The following is an 18,320-nucleotide window of genomic DNA, read 5'->3' as shown; positions in this document are numbered from 1 at the left end:
CATGTTCACCGCCGCCATCATCACTGGCCTGGGCCTGGGCAGCATGTACGCATTGCTGGCGCTGGGTTTTCACCTGACCTACGTCGTCTCGCGCACCGTCAACTTTGCCCAGGGCAGCGCCATGATGGTCGGCGCGGTGCTGGGCTACACGCTTTGCATTACCTGGGGCTGGCCTGTGTGGCTGGCGGTGCCGCTGACACTGGTCCTCTGCGCGCTGTATGGCCTGGCGATCGAGCGCTGGCTGGTGCGGCCGTTCCACAGTCGCGGCTCACAGGCCTGGCTGATGGCAACAGTGGCCGGCGGCATTCTGGTGGACAACCTGGCGCTGTTCACCTTTGGCAAGGAGCCTCGCCAGTTCGAGAGCAGCCTGGTGAATGCGAACATCGAGTTGTTCGGCAGCAACGTCGGCGCCCTGCAAATGCTGATTCCCCTGGCAGGCGCGGCCATTGCTCTGGCGCTGTATCTGGTGCGGCGCTACACCCGGCTGGGCAAGGTCCTTGAAGCCTGCGTGCAGAATCCCCGCGCGGCGATGCTGATGGGTATCAACGTCAACCGGGTGGTCGCTATCGCCTTTGCCGTTTCCACGCTGTTCGCGGCGGTGGCGGGCCTGCTTATTGCCCCGCTGTTCAGCGTCAACGCAGAGATGGGCATGTTGTTCGGCCTCAAAGCCTTTGCGGTGGCTATCCTCGGCGGCATCGGCAGCGCAGGTGGCGTGTTCGCCGCCGGGCTGCTGTTCGGGCTGGCTGAAGCGCTGATCACGTTGTACTTCGGCTCTGCATTCACGCAGATATTCACGTTCGCGCTGGTCATTCTGGCGCTGGCGATTCGTCCCAACGGTCTGTTCGGCAGCCGGGCACTGGTCAAAGTATGAAAAACATCAAAACCCTGGCCGCTCCGGCATTCATTGCCCTGCTCGCTCTGGTCTGCGGCGTCATGGCATTCACGCTGGACAGCTACTCGTTACTGGTTTTCACCCTCTGCGCGCTGGCGGCGGTGGTCGGTGTCGGCCTGAATATTCTGATTGGCCTGAGCGGGCAGATTTCCTTCGGGCATATCGCTTTCTACGCGATCGGTGCTTATGTGTCGGCGCTGTTGACCATGGCGGGCTGGCCGCTCTGGCTGGCCCTGCCAACGGCCGGTGCTGTTTCGGGCCTGATTGGCGCGCTGTTGGCGATCCCGGCGCTTCGGGTGAGCGGGCCGTATCTGGCGATGATCACCATTGCCTTCGCTTTCGTGGTGCATCACAGCCTGATCGAATGGCGGGATGTAACCGGAGGCTCCAATGGCTTGATGGGTATTCCATTGCCGGAATTCGCCGGCCTCGATCCGGCGATTCTGCTGGCCCTGTTGGCCGCCACGCTGATGATCGGCGCGCTGATGTTCTATCTGCGCCTGAGCCACAGCAGCTGGGGCAAGGCGATGCGTGCGGTCAAGGCTTCTGAGATCGCTGCGCGGTCGCTGGGCTTCAACCCGGTGATCAGCAAAACCCTGGCGTTCGCGTTGTCCGCGGCCTTGACCGGGCTGGCGGGCGGCTTGCTCGCGCCGTTGCTGATGTTCATCAACCCGGAGTCCTTTCCGTTCTCGCAATCGATTCTGTTCGTGCTGGCTGTGATCGTCGGCGGCAGCGGCATGCTGTTCGGGCCGCTGATTGGCGCACTGCTGATCGTGCTGGTGCCGGAACTGCTGTCGGATTTTGCCGAATATCGTCTGCTGATCTTTTCCGTACTGCTGCTGATCGTGCTGTGGATCGCGCCCAACGGCCTGCTGGGCGCCCTCGCCCGACGCTGGGTCAAACCGTCCCGTCTGCTGCCGCCGACGCAGATCGATCAGCAACGCATCGCCGCGCACTTACGCAGCCGTGGCCCGTCCGCAGGGCTGCGGGTTACTGATATCGGCATTCGCTTCGGCGGTGTGCAAGCCGCGCAAGGCGTGAGCCTGCATGCGCCCGCTGGCAGTATCACCAGCATCATCGGCCCCAACGGCGCCGGGAAAACCACTGTTCTGAACATGATCAGCGGGTTCTACGCGCCGGACAGCGGCCAGATCGAACTGCAACAGCCGCTGGCCGGCCTGCCCGCCTGGAAAAGCGCGCGCGCCGGTATCGCCCGCACCTATCAGACCACGCTGCTGTTCGGCGAAATGTCGGTACTCGATAACCTGCTGGTAGCGATGCAGAAAGGTCGTCTGGGTCTGCCGTTCAGCCTGGCGACCGAAGCGCAGCACAGCCTGGCGCTGGATCTGCTGGCACTGGTGGGCTATCGCGGCGAAGTGAACATTGCCGCCGAGGGTTTACCCCACGTGGACCGCCGCCTGGTGGAAATCGCCCGCGCCCTGGCGACCGCGCCCGCGGTGCTGTTGCTGGATGAACCGGCAGCCGGCCTCAGTCGTCGGGACACCGACGATCTGGCCGTGCTGCTGCGCAGGCTGGCGGACTTCGGCCTGACGGTCATTCTGGTAGAACACGACATGGCACTGGTGATGTCGGTGTCCGAGCACTTGCTGGTGCTTGACGCTGGCAAGCCGATAGCCTCCGGTCCTCCGGCTGAGGTACGTCAGAATCCGCAGGTGATCGCGGCGTATCTGGGGGGAACCGATTATCAGGCCACGCCTCGCGCGCAGGGCTGGGATGGCAGTCGCGACGCGCGCCTGTACGTCAAGGATCTGGTGATCGATTACGGCGCTTCAGCGGTGGTCGACAAGGTCAGTCTGCTGGTCAACCCAGGCGAACTGGTGGCGATTCTTGGCGCAAACGGCGCCGGCAAATCGAGCATCCTGCAATGCCTGGCCGGCCTGCATCGCGCCAGCGGCGGCAGCATTCTGCTCGACAACGAAAACATCGAACAGGCCAACGCCAGCACGATTGCCGCGAAAGGCCTTGCGCTGGTACCGGAAGGCCGTCAGGTTTTTCCCTATCTGAGCGTGCGCGACAATCTGTTGCTCGGTGGCTATTCGCGAGATGAAGCCTTCGATGCCGCTGCCGAAATCGAGGCGATCCTCAAACGTTTCCCACGCCTGCGGGACCGCATCGACAACCCGGCCGGGCTGCTTTCGGGGGGCGAGCAACAGATGGTTGCGGTCGGTCGCGGCCTGATGGCCAAGCCGAAGATCCTCTTGCTCGATGAGCCCTCTCTGGGCCTGTCGCCTGCCATGATTGGCGAGCTTTACGACGCACTGGCCGCGTTGCGTGATGAGGGCGTGACCATTCTGTTGGTCGATCAGATGGCCAACCTGGCTCTGCAGGTGGCTGATCGCGCCTATGTGCTGGAAACCGGGACCATCGTCAAAGCCGCCAGCGCCGCCGAGTTGCGCAACGACAAGGAACTGGCAGCCGCTTACCTGGGTGAGGGAGCCAGCGCATGACTGCTTTTAAGATCATCAATGCAAGGCTTGGCGACGGCAATGGCCACACCGAACTCTACGTCGAGAACGGCCATTTCGTCAGCGCCCTGAGCCCGGCCGCCAGTCAATGCGAGGTTCTTGACCTGCAGGGTCAACTCATAATGCCCGGGCTAATCGAAACCCATATTCATCTGGACAAGGCCTGCATCATGCATCGCTGCCACCTGCATGAAGGCACGCTGGCCGAAGCGGTGGCCCAGACCCGGGCGGCGAAAGCAGAGTTCACCGAAGACGATGTCTACCGGCGCGGCGCTCAGGTGCTGGACAAGGCGATCATGCAAGGCACGACGCACATGCGCACCCATGTCGAACTGGACCCGCAGATCGGCTTGACTGGCTTCAATGCCATCCGCCGCCTGCAGGCTGACTATGCGTGGGCGATCAGCCTGGAGATATGCGTGTTCCCGCAGGAGGGTTTGCTGAATAATCCCGGTACAGAAGCGCTGCTGTGTCTGGCTCTGGAAAGCGGCGCAACGGTCCTGGGCGGCTGCCCGTACATGGACAATGACCCGATCGGGCAGATCCAGCGGCTGTTTGAGCTTGCGACCCGTTTCGACTGCGATCTCGACCTGCACCTGGATTTCGATCTGAACCCCGAAGGCATGACGGTCATGGAAGTCGCACGCTGCACGCAAGCGCATGGCTGGGGCGGACGCGTGACCATTGGCCATGCGACCAAGCTTTCGACCCTGCCCAAGGAGCCGCTGACGGCACTTGGGCTGCATCTGGCCCGGACTGGCGTGCAGGTGACATGCCTGCCCGCCACGGACCTTTTTCTGATGGGGCGCGAAGCGTTTCACAACAAACCGCGAGGGCTTGCGCCACTGGCGCATCTGCATGCATGCGGCGTGACCTGTTCGGTGTCCACCAATAACATCGGCAACCCGTTCACGCCCTATGGCGATGCTTCGCTGATCCGCCAAGCCAACCTGTTTGCCAACGTCAGCCAGATGGGCACCGTGCCTGAGTTGCTGCAATGCCTGGCCTGGGTATCAAGCGAGTCGGCACGCCTGCTGAGACTGACCGACTACGGCCTGCTACCAGGTTGCCGTGCCGATTTCATCGTGTTCGACGCGCCCTCGCCTGCAGCGGTGATTGCCGAGATAGCCGCACCGGTGATGGGGTTCAAGGGCGGGCGGCAAACGTTCAATCGACCGATCGGCAAATTGCTCAAGCTGTAAGAGGTGGCTGGGGCGCTGGCCTGCAAACATGTGGGAGCGCCTCGCCAGCAAGCTGGCTCCCGCAGGGACGTGAGCTGCGCCTGTACTTTACCTAAACTGGGCCTGGACCTGTGGGAGCGGACTTGTCCGCGAAGAGACAGGTACAGGCGACAAAAATGCTTTAACTGTACCGGCCCGTTCGCCAGCAAGCTGCCTCCCACAGGGCTGCGGCACACTGCTGAACTGTGGAGATTCTATGTTTGAGGAACAGTCTTCTAACGCCCCCGGGCAGCAGCTCAGGGTGCTCGCAAAGCTGCTTGTGACTCTGCCCGAAGTCGCCCGATTTACTGCCGCTTCGCGCCAGATCGCAGGCAAGCGGAGCGCCGCCCGGCCAGCTCCTACGCCCTTCGGGCAGAAGCTCAGAGTGCTCGCAAAGCCGCTTGTTATTCTGCCCGAAGGGCGTGGGAGCCAGCTTGCTGGCGAGGAGATCAATCACTCAACGCCTGCTTGAGGTTGAACTCCTCCGACGCTCGCTCTTCCAGAGCCAGCTGCGCTTCCAGTTCGTCAAGATGTTCGAGCATGACGGCCACAGCCTTTTCGTTATCGCCTTTTTCGAGCGCCGTGACGATGTCCTGGTGCTCATCGGAGGCACAGGATGGCACGTCGTTTCGCTGATACAGCGCCACGATCAATGAGCTGCGGACCATCAGGTTGGAGAGGATGTCGCTGAGTACGGCGTTGCCGCTGATCTCCCCGAGCAGCAGGTGAAACTGGCTCAGCTCACGAACGATGGCCCTTCTATCCGTGTCGTTGGTCGCCTTGCGCTCATTGTTCATATGGCTGGCGATACGCTGGCGCTGTTTGCGCATCATGGCCGGAGTGATCGCCTCGACTATCGCCCGTTCAACGGCTCGACGAGCGCTGAATATATCCCGCGCTTCCTTCGCGGTGGGCTGGGCAACCATGGCGCCACGGTTGGCTTCGATGGTCACCACTTTCTGCATGGCCAGCCGCTGCAGCGCCACTTGCACATGATTGCGGTTAGCCTGCAGGGTTTCGACGATCTGGGCTTCGACTAACCGAGTGCCGGGCGGCAGGCGGTGCTGGGCAATAGCCTTGAACAGCGCATCCGCGATACGTTGCACCTCAAGCTGTTTGGCGGTGACAGTGCTCAACCCCATCCTTTCCTCTGTTGTGCAAAAAACCTCATGCCGACACGCAAGGCTGCGTGTGACGGACAATCGGCGGCATTATCCGCCAGCGGCCCGCACCCGGCAAATTCCCTGGTCGCCGGTCAGCCCGCCTGCCCGAGCCCAGTCCCCTCGCCTCGCGGATCATGCATGGCGCTACGGCGATCCTGCGCATCGATGGCGATGATCCCGGCATGGCCGGTCATGGGGCTGCGGGCAGGGATGATTTCGACCTCATGCCCCAGCGTCGCGAGCCCTTCGATTGCGGTCGCGCTCATGTCGCCTTCCAGCTTGAGGTTGTCGGTGCTGTCGAAAAAACTGCGGCCCAGCAGAAAACGCGGGGTTTGCAGAGCCTGATCGATCGGCTGCCGGTAGTCGATCAACTGCGTCGCCAGCACCGTCTGGGTCTGAGGTTGACCATCGCCGCCCTGCGTGCCAAAGAACCAGCGGCGGCCATCGTCAGCCAAGTAACACGACGGATTGAGCGTGTGCGCCGGTCGCTTGCCGGGAGCCCAGCCGTTGACGTGTTCAGGGTTGGCGCTGAAACCCGCCGCGCGGTTCTGCCACAGCACACCGGTGTCACCCAGAATGCAGCCTGAACCGAAGTCGTGAAACAGACTCTGGATCAGGCAGGCCGTCCGGCCCTGGGCATCGGTCGCGGCCATCCAGACCGTATCGGCGGGCCTTCCCGGCTCGTTCCATGGCGCGGCGCGCTGATCGTCGATCGCATCGGCATACCTTCGGACCTGCGCGTCGTCGAGCGTGGCTGAAAAATCCCAGGGATTGATCAACGGATCGCGCAACTGCTCATTACGCCGCAGCAGGCCCTGTTTGATGGCTTCAACCAGATAGTGATAGTAAAGCGCGCTGCCGTTGCCGACTTGCGCAAGCGGCTTGTGTTGCAGTGCGGCCATGGCCTGCAAGGTGTACAGGCCCTGGCACGGCGGCGCGACATTGTAGAGTCGCCCGTCGCGGTAACGCACCGAAATCGGCGCGACTTCGTGCGCCTGGGTCGCGGCGAGATCGGCGGTCGTCAAGCCGCAACCCAACTGATCGAACGCCGCACCGAAAGCCTGGGCAAGCTCGCCCTTGTAGAAATCCTCGACGCCGTGTTTTGCCAGATGCCGAAGGGTGTTGGCCAGCTCCGGCTGACGCAGCGTATCGCCCTCGCCTAGCCAGCGCCCGTTGGTTTTGCACAGACGGTGCAGATCGGGCAGTTGCTCGATGAGCGGCTGACGCAGGGTCTGCCAGAACAGTTGCGACTGTGAAACCGCAACGCCTGCATCCGCCACGCTCGCGGCATCTTCCAGCAGGTCGGCCCAGCCCAGCCTGGAACCCCACTCCTGACGACTGATGTTCGCCGCGGTCTGCCAGCTGGCCATCGCACCGGCCGTACTGGCGACCGAATCCGGGCCTCGCACGCTGATGGCGCCGCCGTCGGGCAAACGTTGCCCGGCCTGCCCGATCCCCACGATGGTGCGCACCTTGCTGTCGTGGATCATCCATAGGGCATCGCCGCCCAGGCCGGTCATGTGCGGGAACACCACCGCCAGCATCGCACTTGCCGCCAACATCGCATCGATGGCAGTGCCGCCTGCGTCGAGAATCCGCATCCCGGCGGCACTGGCCTGAGCATGAGGCGTACAAATCACAGCACGATTGGAGGTAGCGATCATGGGTCAAGGCCTTATCTTTGCTAGCTATCCATTGGGTTATTGTTAGCAAAGCAATAAATATGCCTTTTGTTACAAAGTGCCCCCCACTGATCTACCGCAGCTCGCGCAGTTCACCGCCCTCCTGATTCAGGCGCTCCAGATACGCAGCGGCGTTCAGCAGTTGATAAGGAAAGTACAGCCCCGGCGCGGTGGGCGGATGGCCGTCCAGCCCGAGCAGACGTTCAAGCAGCATCGCGACGCTCAGGCCGGTCAGCGGCGCGGCGCCTGCCGGATGGATCAGGGCATGACGTGTATACAGCTGTTCGCCCTTCAGGTCCTCGCCCGCGAGCTCGATGATGATCTCGGTGGACATCGCACCGCCCTGACGCCGGGTCGAGCTCACGCCGATGGCCATGTTGAACTGGACATTGGGCGCACCGGTCGCGGCCGCCAGGCCGGTCACGTCGATGGACGAGAAACCGGAGCCTTCCATTTGCGTTCCGTCCACGGCGTGAAAACTGACTGTGGAATCCGCTCCTTCGCGCCAGACGAACACGTCACCCCGCCGTGTCAGCGCGGCGGGCAGCATGCGGTTCAGGTGCTCGAAGTCAGCGGCGACGGTCGGGCCGCCGGTGTCCTGTTCGTCGACCAGAGCGTGGATGCTGATGTCATGGATCCGGCTGAATGCCTTGGCGATGTGCAACGTCGCCACTGTCGTCGCGCCTGCCATCCATTCATAACCCAGAACGATGGGCGACGCGCCGGGCGCATGCATATAGGCCGCGATTTCCGGTGCGATCTCGAAGATGCCGGAAGAAATGCTGAGGTGCGGCACGCCGCGCCGTTGCGCGAAGCGAAGCCCGGCGAGCGCGTGGTCCATGTAGAAGACCACGACGCCGCTGACCGGCCGGTCGCCGAGCCCGAGGTCACCTGAGCCTGGGTCGATCACCACGCCTTCAGCGCCGCCGATCTGCTCGGCGGCCTGCCGGGCTTTCTCAAGATCGCGGCTGCCGATCAACAGCGGTATATCAGGATGCGCGGCACGTAACGCTCGGGCAGTATGGTGGCCGATGGCGCCTGAGCCACCCATTAACAGGACAGGATTGACTGACATAGCGTGATCTCCTCGTTTTGAGCCTGTAACCTACTATTGGTAGGTAAGCTAGCATGACCTTTCGACCTCGTAACCTACCATTCGTAGGTTTCTGATCTGGGAACGATCAAGTGCAGAAAGACAACACATCCCCAACCCCCACGGCATCCGGTCGCCGGCTTTCGAAAGCGGACCGACGACGCCAGTTGCTGGACACCGCGTTACTGATCGTGCGCGAGGAAGGCGCCGACCGTTTGACTCTGGGCCATCTGGCCGTTTGCGCGTGCGTGTCCAAACCTGTGGTCTACGATCATTTCGGCACCCGTTCAGGTCTCCTGATCGAGCTTTACAAGTGGATCGATACCGAGCGGGTCAATGCTTTCCGTGACGCCATGTCCAACGCGACGCTCAATCTGGAGGAGACGGCGCGGGTCCTGGCCAGTGCCTACATCCGGTGCGCGGCTGACACCAGCGACGAGTTCTTTGCCGTGGGCGCCGCGCTGGCCGGCAGTGACGAAAAGGCGGCTGTCTTTCAGGAGCTTCTGGATAACTGCGTGCAAATGTTCATCGCCGTGCTCAAGCCCTACGTCGCCTTGCCACCCGCCGAACTGGAGCGCCGCTGCACCGGACTTGTCGGCGCTGGTGAAGCGCTTTCAGCTTCGCTGGTAAGGGGACGTCATGGCCAGGACGACGCGATCGAAACGCTGGCCGCGCTGATCCGGGGCGCTATGCAGGGCGTTGACTGATGGCGAAGTTGACGCCGGTCGAGCAGCGGTTTTAACTGCCAGGACGCGGCGAAAGGTGCCTCGCGGCGCAGGCGACCGCCCGCTGGCACCAGGCGCGCGTTCGGGCCATGCAGCCGCTGATACCCCAAACAGGTCCATTTCGCTGTGTCACTGGTCGCTTCACATCGCCCACCCACTGACAGGAGTTGTTGTCGATGCAATTGCATGAAGTCAAAGAGCTACAGGAAGCCTCAAGCCCCAAGGACGCCGAAGACCTCATCAAAGCGGGATGGACGCTGGTGGCGATCGTGCCGGGCACACGCTATATCAGTGGCCAGCCGATCAACGGCCCCATTTATGTGCTGGCCCATCCCGGTTCCAAGCGCCCGACGTTGTAGAGGTTGCGACCAGGCAGGATTGTGGCGAGTCGGGGCCGAGAAAGTCATGGCCCCGCCTCCCACGCTCGGCGGCCTGTAACTTTATGTTTTGAAACGCTTTGTGACTGTAACAAATCCTGACACAATTGATGATAACGATTCTCATTGTTACCACCAGTCTCAGGAGCTTTCATGTCGCACGCTATTTCGCACCGCAGCTTCAACCCGTCACGCAGCATTCTGGCCATGGCGGTCTGCATGGCCACGCTGAATCCTGCCATGGCCGAGGACAGCGCAGCGGCGCGGGATACCTCGGGCGCGACGACCGTCGAACTGAACGCGACAGCGATCACCACCTCTCAGCTGGGCAGTACCACTGAAGGTTCCAACTCCTACACCACAGGCGCAATGTCCACGGCGACGAAGCTGCCGCTGACAATGCGTGAAACGCCCCAGGCTGTCACCGTGATCACCCGCCAGCGCATGGACGACCAGGCCATGACCAGCATCAACGATGTCGTTCGGGCTACACCGGGGCTGTATCTGAATTTTTCCAACGGTCCCGGTCGCCAGGCCTACACGGCGCGCGGTTTTGACATCGACAATCTCATGTACGACGGCATCCCGAGCGGCTACAGCGGCGTAACGGTGGGCGCGCAGCCTAATCTGGCGATGTTCGACCGGGTGGAAGTCGTGCGCGGCGCCACCGGGTTGGTAACAGGCGCCGGCAACCCTTCCGCCGCCATCAACCTGGTACGCAAGCGGCCGCTGGCCGAGCAGAAAGTCACGTTGACCGGTGCCGCCGGCAGTTGGGACGACTATCGTGGCGAGGTCGATGCCTCCAGCCCGCTGAACGACAGCGGTACCCTGCGCGGCAGAGTGGTGACCTCCTATCGTGATGCCAACAGTTTCATCGACGGTGTGGAAGAGGATCATGGCCTGTTTTACGCCGTCACCGAGGCCGACCTTGGCGAAGACACCACCCTGACCCTCGGTTTCTCTCACCAGAAAGACAAGACCAACTACTTCTGGGGCTCTTCGATGATTGGCCAGAATGGTCATCACCTGGACCTGCCACGGTCGTACAACCCCGGAACCGACTGGGAAAACAAGGACCAGGAGATCAACACCGTATTCGCCGAGCTCCGTCAGCGCCTCGCCAACGACTGGCAGTTGCAGGTCAATGCCAACTATGCCGAACAGAACGGCCTGTTTTCGGGCTCGTATCAGTCACGGTGGTTCGAGAACACGCTGGCACGCACGGTCTACCAGTCCGCCCACGATGAAAATCAGGCCGGTATGGACGCCTTCGTCAGCGGCCCCTTCGAAGCCTTAGGGCGAACGCATGAGCTGGTCGTCGGCGCCAGCAAGCGCATCTACAACATGACGACTCACAACTATGTTCCGTACGACACCAACTGGCCGATCAGCGCAGGCAAACCGGATTTCGTGCATGACGACAACAGCCGCGCGGTGACGACCCAAGATGGCGTGTACATGACCACCCGCCTGAGTCTGGCCGACCCGTTGAAGCTAATCCTGGGTGGACGGCTGGACTGGTATGACTACGACAATCGCGACGGCGACGGTGACTACAAGGTCACCCGCAACGTGACCCGCTACGCCGGCTTGATCTATGACCTGGACGACCACCACTCGGTCTATGTCAGCTACAGCGACATTTTCACGCCGCAGACCGAGAAAGACACCTCCGCTACCCCGATCAAGCCAATCGTGGGCAAGAACTACGAAATCGGCATCAAGGGCGAGTACTTCGACGGCAACCTGAACGCAAGCCTGGCAGTGTTCCGTGTCGACCAGGAAAACCGCGCGGTCCAGGTTTTCGTGCCGAACTGCCCGCAAGCGAGCTGCTACGAGGCTTCCGGCGAGATCCGCAGCCAGGGCATCGACTTCGAACTGCAAGGCGCGTTGACTGAGAACTGGCAGGTTGGCGGCGGTTACACCTACGCCCGCGTGCACACCATCAAGGACGACGCCAATCCCGAGGACGAGAACCAGCGCTTCGACACCGACGTTCCGGAGCACATGTTCAAGCTGTCCACGACGTACCGTTTCCAAGGCCCGCTGCAACGCCTGCGCGTGGGTGGCAACATCAGCTGGCAGAGCCGCATGTACAACGACATCGACCTCGCCGACGGCAACCGCTATCGACTGGACCAAGGCGCCTACGCGGTTACCGACTTGATGGCCGGCTACCAGGTCAACAAGCATCTGGATCTTCAGCTCAATGCCAACAACATTTTCGACCGCCGCTACTACTCGGCGATCGCCACCACGGTGGATTACGCCGGAGACAGCTATGGTACCCCACGCAACATGATGCTGACCGCCAAGTACAGCTTCTAGGTTGTATAGGCGCAAGGACGCGCCATGCTGCTGCAAGCTGCGAGTATGGGGCTGGGCCATTCAACTGCATTTATATTCAGCGGGCGCGTAAGCTCGTCCGCGAAACGGCGCGCCCTGCAGGTCGACGTGGCTGCGCAAGCCTCGCACCGACCGTTGAACGAAGCGGCTGGCCGTGGAGTCCGAACAGCAGAATCTCTGCCACGGTACTGTTCATGCCCTTTCGATTCGCTGCTATCGCTTTGGTCTCTATGTTGGCCGTCTGCCCTCCGGTCCACGCCGAGGAGCCGCTGCGGCTGGAGAAACTGAATCGTTGTGGTGACCTGCTTGAAGTCCGACAACAGGACTGGTGCCTTTCCGTGCGCGGTCTGGCGGCGCAGACGCCGACATTGTCGCTCGCAGGAAAAGCGCTTGCGGCCGGGAGTGTTCAGCGAGACGGGGACATCCTGCGCATACGTCTTGACAGCAAGGATTACCAGAGCGGGCCGCTGCTGCTTACAGACGGTCAGCGCGCCAGTAATGCAGTGTGGTTGACGCTGCGCAACAGCCATGTTCTGGCCGCCGGGCCGAAGGAAGTCGCGAAGAATATGGATGGCCTCACCACCTACGTCGATCTGGTCAGCGTGCTGATTGAAGAAGATCACGATGGCCGCCAGGAAGCCGAGCGTCTGGCGGCCAAGTACGGCGCCAAAGTGGTCGGCAGTATCGCGCCTTTGAACCTGTACCAGCTTCGCCTGCCCGCGACTGATCTGGTCCAGCGCGATGCGCTGGTGCTGCGCCTCGGCGCAGAGACCAGCGTGGACGCAGTGGTCATTGAGGAGTCCGCGGCGGAAAAAACCGAAGAAGCGGTCAGTCAGCGTAAAGAGCCCGTGAAACCGGCTCCGGACTCGGACGAATGGGCAGCGAACCGCTTTATCGATGCGGTGAACTACTACCAGCGGCGTATTCCGGCGCGGCAGGCGCCGATCACTCCCACACCGGTCCGGATCGGTCTGATCGAGCGCGATGTCGATTTCGACACCGCCGACTTTGCCGGTTACCTGGGTGGTTGCTCAGTGCCTGGCGTCTGCGTCTACGCCCGGGATTCGGCAAAGCCGGACGGCCACGGAACCACGGTTGCCGGAATTCTCGCCGCAAGCTGGAACGACGGTGGCAATACCGGTTTTCTTCGTGGGCTGGCCAAGGCCGGCGGCGGTTTCGAGGTTATCGTCGAGCGCAATTCCGACGCCGGGATCACGGCCAACATTGCAGCCTCGGTGAACCTCGTCGAGGATGGTGTGCGGGTACTCAACTGGAGCTGGGGCATCCACCGGGTAGGCGCGAAAAACGTCGCCGGCGACGACGTGGATTCGTTGTTGCGCTCGGGTATCGCCATGGGCGGCTATGAAGAACTGCTGGAAGAGTTCTTTCTCTGGCTACGCAAAGAGCACCCTGACGTGGTGGTGATCAACTCAGCCGGCAACGGCTCGTCGTTTTCCGGCACCGACGAATACCGACTGCCCTCCTCCTTCATCACCGATCAGCTTCTGGTCGTCGGCGGACATCAGCGCAGCGATCAGCAAGGGATCGCCGTGGATGACCCCGCGTATGCCGTCAAGCGCAGCTCCTCCAATATCGACATGCGCGTGGACATCACCGCCGCTGCCTGCGCTCATGCTTCGACCGCCAGAGCCGCAGAGACGGGCGCAGTGCACTGCGGAACGTCCTACGCGACGCCGATGGTGGCCGGTGTCGTGGCGGCAATGTTGTCCATCAACCCACAACTGACGCCTGAGCAGCTACGAATGCTGCTCCGTCGCAGCGCCATGACGATTGGCGAAAACTTCGATTTCGAGCCGATGGATGCCGAGGACCTGACAGCACCCATCCTGCCATCCGAACGCAGGAATCAGCTCAACGACAAAGACGTAGGTCGCTCGGCCCGGCTCGACATGCAGAAAGCGCTGGACCTGGCGGTGCAAAGCCGCGAGCGGGTGCGCTGACCCGAGTGGCAGGGGTCGGCCTCTAGGCTCGAGCTGGTGCGGGCGGGTTGGTTTCAGCTTCAGGCGTATTCGCGCAGCGCGCACTTCTACTACAGAAGCGCAGACCACGGGTTCGACGTCTGCGCCGCTCGCGGCGTCAAGTACGTTTGGGCAGCCGGTCCCTTAACCTTGGCGCCACTGACACGGGTTTCGACTTGCCGGCTTCCCGCACGGTCTTGAATCGTTCCCAGACTTCTTCTTTCCAGAGCATGGCCGAAGAGATTTTTTCCTGGGCGAGCATGATGACGCTCTCCCCGGCATCGGCGTAGTCAGTCGTCATTTCTACTTGCAGGGTTTCCTCGTTGCGATAGCCACTGAGGAAAGGCACAAGCAGAAAGTGCTGATCGACCCCTTGCGCCTCGCTTGCCTTGCCTATGCCGATGACGCTGCCTACATAGACTTTCCGGTCATCCATGGTGAACAGGTATTTGCGCTTCGGGTGCAGGATCGAACTCATCAGCAGCTCCAGCCGCGGATTGCTCGCAGCGAACTGAGAAAGCAAGAGCGTATCCAGCTCTGCACGGGTGTTCAGATTGTAGATGCGCTTGAGTCGCCATACCGCGAAGGCCGTCCAGACCTTGGGCACTACCAGGCACAGCGCTGCCGCCTGCACAAGGAAAGCCCCGATATCAGCCTTCGCGGGAGATGTCAGCTCATGGGCGATCAACCAGTCCTGCAGGCGCGAGAAATAGTCGAGCGTCACCACCTGCGCGCCGACGCTCTCCGGGAGGCTGAACGAGACTAATCGCAGGGACAGAAGAAGCGCGCTGAGTGCAGACGCGATCAGAAAACAGAAGATACCTTCCCGAGCCACCAGCAGATAAAGCAGTTGCCCTTCATAGCGGTGCAGACTGAGGGCGATGCGAGGGTGGTTGATGCAGATCCAGTAACCGCTTACCAGAAACGGTAACAGCAGAAGAATGCCCATTTATGCACTCAGGAGACGGCGTGCCTGCTCACGTTCCTTGATGAAATCCTCGGTGACCACCTCAGAGGCAGAAATGGAGACCCTGCCTTCCACCACGTCCAGGCTTTTCAGCTTTCTGATCGACTCGGTGATTTCCCGGTCCTTGGCGCTCATGCCCTGGCCGGGCTTGCCAAACAGGATATTCAGGATTTTCGTCATGACCTTCTCGCGACTGTACCGTACATGTGATGAGCGTCGAATGCGACCTGTATAGCACAGCGCTTTGTCGCAGACAATTTGCGGACGCATGTGAAGGAGCAAGGCATCGGCGGTACTGCACGAGCAGGTCGAAACAAAGGCGTGATCGCAGTCCTTCTGTTTTCAGAACGTGCAATTCGATGCGACCACAGAACCTCTAGCCGTCTTCATGCCTGGCGATAGGCGCTTGGCGTGACCCCCACCTCGCGGCGGAAAACCTGGGAAAAATGGCTGGGGCTGGAATAACCGACGTCCAGCCCGACGTCGATAATGCTGCGGTCGGTCTCAAGCAGCAGATGCCGGGCCCGGCTCATGCGCAGGCGGATGAAATACTGCGATGGCGAAAGCCCGGTGGCCCGCTTGAACATCCGGCTGAAGTGATACTCGCTCAGATCGGCGAGCCGAGAAAAATGTGCAAGGCTGAAGTCGTCGGCCAGGCCTTCGTTCATCGCTTCGAGAACCCGACGCAGCTTGTATGCCTGCAGCGCATTGCTGCGTCGCACCCCGCCATGCGTGTCGAGATAATTGCGTATCAGATGCACCGTCAGTGCCTGAGCCACGCAGTGCACGAATAATGGGCTGGGCTGACGCTCCTCGACCAGCTCGAAGCGCAGCTGATCGAGCATGAAACTCACCCGTTCATCCCGAGCACCTGAAATGTCGAGAAAGCTCACCGCTGCTGCATGCTCACCCAGAAGATCCTGCGCGGCCCGGTCGATCAGTGGCAGGCCGAGATACAGATGCAGCACCTCGAAGGACTCGCACCCGATAGTCTGCCAGCGCATCTCATAGGGCTCGCTGGTGTTGGTGAGGAAGAAATCACCGGCCTGCACATCGACGGCTTCCCATTTCCCGCCGAGGGAACGCTCCTCGACCCTGGCCGCGCCTGCCAGGATCAATACCAGCAAAGGCTCCACGACGGCGGGCACCAGTATCGGCTCGACGATGCTGCGATGGCTGAACACCTGCACCATCACATCCTGTATCTGCGGATACAGCGGCAGCATACGTGGCGTCCCTGGCAAATGACGCGGCATCGATTCGGCGGTGATGCGCTGGGCATCGCTCAGTGCCGGACCTTCCGATTCGTACTGGTGCAGCAGTTGCTCGGCACTCGTCATGGTTGTCGCTCGTTCAAATGATCAGCGGGCGGGCAGCCGCGACAGAGCCAATTTCTCATGGCGGCATTGATCAGGAAAGACATCCGGTTGCACCGCCGTGTTCGATTTATTGGAGAGTCAGATGCCGTCGGACACCTGCGACTTGAATCGCTCGATCAACCAGGCAGCCGCAGGCCCGGGCGGTGTGTCCGTACGATAGATGACGTCGAAAACATAATCGCCACCTGGGCAATCGGGCAGGTCCAGATGCACCAGCCGGCCACTGGTCAAGTCGTCATGCACCTTGTCGATGGGCATGTTGCCCCAACCGATGCCCTCGCGAAGCAGCAGATGCTTGGCGCCCAGATCAGCCAGACGCCACGTGCGGGTGCCAATGACAGCAAATTCCTGGTCCCTGGTTAGCCGGGAACGGTCAGTGAGGACCAGCTGCACATGCGAGCGGCCTGCACCCGGCTCGTGTGGCCCCGGCTGCGCGAGCGGATGACCGGGGGCGGCGACCGGTATCAATGCCACCTTACCGACGTTTATACGTTCGACGCCGTCAACGCCCGTGGTCAGCGGACCGCTCACGCCAAGCGCCGCTACACGGTCGACGACCCGTTGTGTCACGGCCCCCAGGGCCTCGATATGCAAGTGCAGCGACACGGTAGGGAATTGCTCACGAAAAGCTTTGAGCGCATCGACCACGCGCGCGTTGGGCAGCATCACATCCAGCACCAGATGCACTTCTGCTTCCAGGCCATGCAATAGCCCACGAACCTTGGCTCGCAGACCGTCGATCCCACCATAGATGGTACGTGCTTCAGCCAGCACGGTCCGGCCGGCATCGGTCAGCTGCGGTTTGCGGGTCGTTTTGCGGTCGAACAGGCTTACGCCCAGCTGCATTTCCAGGTTGGAAATCGCATAGCTCACCACTGAAGTGGCGCGATGCAGTTTGCGCGCCGCACCTGCAAAACTCCCCACGTCCACCACGGTAAGAAATACGCGTAACTGGTCAAGCGTGGGCGTACCCGGGTCTGAAATCATTCAGATTCCTCGAATGTTTCAGCACATCTTATCCGGGTTTCCTCGATAAGCCAGCGGGTCGAAGCGGCGCAGTCGCGCTCACCCAATGCTGCACTTCGGCGCAAAACTCCGACAGCCTCGGCAAACCTGCCAAAGCTCGGCCGTGCTCGTTGCGAGACAGTTGAGTCGTCGATAACGACGGCGCCCACGGCGCTGAGCCGCCGAATATCTCGGCGGTTCGCCAGGCAGGAGAGCATCATGACTCAGATCAAGCACAGCATCCCAAACGAAGTTGAAGGCAAGGTCGCGCTGGTCACCGGCGCTGCCAGTGGCATTGGCAAGGCTATCGCACTTTTGCTCCATGCGCGTGGCGCCATGGTCGTGGCTGAAGACATCAACCCCGCCGTTGAAGAACTCGCCCGCCCGGGGCTGGTGCCACTGGTGGCCGACATCACCGAAGACGGCGCCGCCGAACGCGCAGTCGGGTTAGCCGTCGAGACGTTCGGTCGCCTGGATATTCTGGTCAACAACGCCGGGATCATCATCAACAAGCTGGTCATTGACATGACCCGCGAAGACTGGGAACGCATCCAGTCGGTCAACGCCACAGCGGCCTTCCTGCATTGCCGCGAAGCGGTCAAGGCGATGATGCCGAACAAGTCCGGAGCCATCGTCAACATCGCCTCTTATGCGTCTTATTTCGCATTCCCGACCATTGCAGCCTACACAGCTTCCAAGGGTGCGCTGGCGCAGCTGACCCGCACGCTTGCGCTGGAGGCGATCGAGCACGGTATTCGTGTCAATGCCATCGGCGTTGGTGACGTGGTGACCAACATCCTCAACAACGTGGTTGATGACGGCCCGGGCTTCCTGGCCCAGCACGGTGAAGCCGCTCCCATCGGCCGTGCCGCGCAACCCGAGGAGATTGCCGAAGTGGTTGCGTTTCTCGCCTCCGACCGTGCCAGCTTCTTGGTCGGGTCAGTGGTCATGGCGGACGGCGGCATGACCGTAACGGCTGGCTGATCAGCACCCCGCAGGCACTGGA

The 18,320-nt window shown here is 61.6% G+C and carries 15 protein-coding genes; 8 read left to right on the top strand and 7 right to left on the bottom strand.

The window, feature by feature from the left end; genetic code table 11:
• Position 1 precedes the first annotated feature (1 nt).
• Genes J3P77_RS10170 through J3P77_RS10160 form a run of 3 tightly spaced genes read left to right on the top strand, consistent with a single transcriptional unit; the run spans position 2 to position 4,580 of the window.
• Positions 2-871, top strand: coding sequence for a branched-chain amino acid ABC transporter permease (locus J3P77_RS10170; protein WP_434681472.1), 870 nt, complete (start codon positions 2-4; stop codon positions 869-871).
• On the top strand, positions 868-3,360 hold the full coding sequence (locus tag J3P77_RS10165; protein ID WP_434681471.1) for a branched-chain amino acid ABC transporter ATP-binding protein/permease: 2,493 nt from the start codon (positions 868-870) through the stop codon (positions 3,358-3,360). The genes J3P77_RS10170 and J3P77_RS10165 overlap by 4 nt, the downstream gene beginning before the upstream one ends.
• On the top strand, positions 3,357-4,580 hold the full coding sequence (locus tag J3P77_RS10160) for an amidohydrolase family protein (protein ID WP_434681470.1): 1,224 nt from the start codon (positions 3,357-3,359) through the stop codon (positions 4,578-4,580). The genes J3P77_RS10165 and J3P77_RS10160 overlap by 4 nt, the downstream gene beginning before the upstream one ends.
• Positions 4,581-5,047: 467 nt before the next feature.
• Here J3P77_RS10160 and J3P77_RS10155 read toward each other — a convergent pair whose 3' ends face one another.
• From J3P77_RS10155 to J3P77_RS10145, 3 genes are all read right to left on the bottom strand, one after another.
• Positions 5,048-5,740, bottom strand: coding sequence for a GntR family transcriptional regulator (locus J3P77_RS10155; protein WP_434681469.1), 693 nt, complete (start codon positions 5,738-5,740; stop codon positions 5,048-5,050).
• A 113-nt stretch (positions 5,741-5,853) separates the two neighbouring features.
• On the bottom strand, positions 5,854-7,425 hold the full coding sequence (locus J3P77_RS10150; protein WP_434681467.1) for a gamma-glutamyltransferase family protein: 1,572 nt from the start codon (positions 7,423-7,425) through the stop codon (positions 5,854-5,856).
• A 91-nt stretch (positions 7,426-7,516) separates the two neighbouring features.
• Positions 7,517-8,518: an NAD(P)-dependent oxidoreductase gene (locus J3P77_RS10145; RefSeq protein ID WP_434681466.1), complete on the bottom strand. Its 1,002-nt coding sequence runs from the start codon at positions 8,516-8,518 to the stop codon at positions 7,517-7,519.
• 110 nt (positions 8,519-8,628) lie between these two features.
• Here J3P77_RS10145 and J3P77_RS10140 point away from each other — a divergent pair, with 110 nt between their 5' ends.
• The 4 genes from J3P77_RS10140 (at position 8,629) to J3P77_RS10125 (ending at position 13,945) form a co-directional block, all read left to right on the top strand.
• A complete protein-coding gene (locus J3P77_RS10140) occupies positions 8,629-9,243 on the top strand; it encodes a TetR/AcrR family transcriptional regulator (RefSeq protein ID WP_434681465.1) in 615 nt (204 codons plus the stop codon).
• A 194-nt stretch (positions 9,244-9,437) separates the two neighbouring features.
• Positions 9,438-9,620: a hypothetical protein gene (locus tag J3P77_RS10135; RefSeq protein ID WP_434681464.1), complete on the top strand. Its 183-nt coding sequence runs from the start codon at positions 9,438-9,440 to the stop codon at positions 9,618-9,620.
• A 237-nt stretch (positions 9,621-9,857) separates the two neighbouring features.
• Positions 9,858-11,966, top strand: a complete 2,109-nt coding sequence (locus J3P77_RS10130; RefSeq protein WP_434681952.1) for a TonB-dependent siderophore receptor — start codon at positions 9,858-9,860, stop codon at positions 11,964-11,966.
• Between the two features lie 212 nt (positions 11,967-12,178).
• Complete coding sequence (locus J3P77_RS10125) at positions 12,179-13,945, top strand: S8 family peptidase (RefSeq protein WP_434681462.1); 1,767 nt, start codon at positions 12,179-12,181, stop codon at positions 13,943-13,945.
• Positions 13,946-14,081: 136 nt separating this feature from the next.
• On the opposite strand, the gene J3P77_RS10120 is transcribed toward J3P77_RS10125, so the two are convergent.
• From J3P77_RS10120 to J3P77_RS10105, 4 genes are all read right to left on the bottom strand, one after another.
• Positions 14,082-14,912, bottom strand: a complete 831-nt coding sequence (locus J3P77_RS10120; RefSeq protein ID WP_434681460.1) for a hypothetical protein — start codon at positions 14,910-14,912, stop codon at positions 14,082-14,084.
• Entirely contained in the window at positions 14,913-15,110 is a 198-nt protein-coding gene (locus tag J3P77_RS10115; protein ID WP_434681459.1) for a hypothetical protein, read from the bottom strand.
• A gap of 206 nt (positions 15,111-15,316) precedes the next feature.
• Positions 15,317-16,186, bottom strand: coding sequence for a helix-turn-helix domain-containing protein (locus tag J3P77_RS10110; RefSeq protein WP_434681951.1), 870 nt, complete (start codon positions 16,184-16,186; stop codon positions 15,317-15,319).
• Positions 16,187-16,387: 201 nt separating this feature from the next.
• Positions 16,388-17,296, bottom strand: coding sequence for a LysR family transcriptional regulator (locus J3P77_RS10105; protein WP_434681458.1), 909 nt, complete (start codon positions 17,294-17,296; stop codon positions 16,388-16,390).
• A 237-nt stretch (positions 17,297-17,533) separates the two neighbouring features.
• On the opposite strand from J3P77_RS10105, the gene J3P77_RS10100 reads away from it, so the two are divergent.
• Positions 17,534-18,298: an SDR family NAD(P)-dependent oxidoreductase gene (locus J3P77_RS10100; protein WP_434681456.1), complete on the top strand. Its 765-nt coding sequence runs from the start codon at positions 17,534-17,536 to the stop codon at positions 18,296-18,298.
• Positions 18,299-18,320: the final 22 nt, after the last annotated feature.

The organism is Pseudomonas sp. R1-18 (assembly GCF_051132095.1).
Taxonomy (GTDB): Bacteria; Pseudomonadota; Gammaproteobacteria; order Pseudomonadales; family Pseudomonadaceae; genus Aquipseudomonas.
This window is presented reverse-complemented; position numbering and strand designations above follow the sequence as displayed.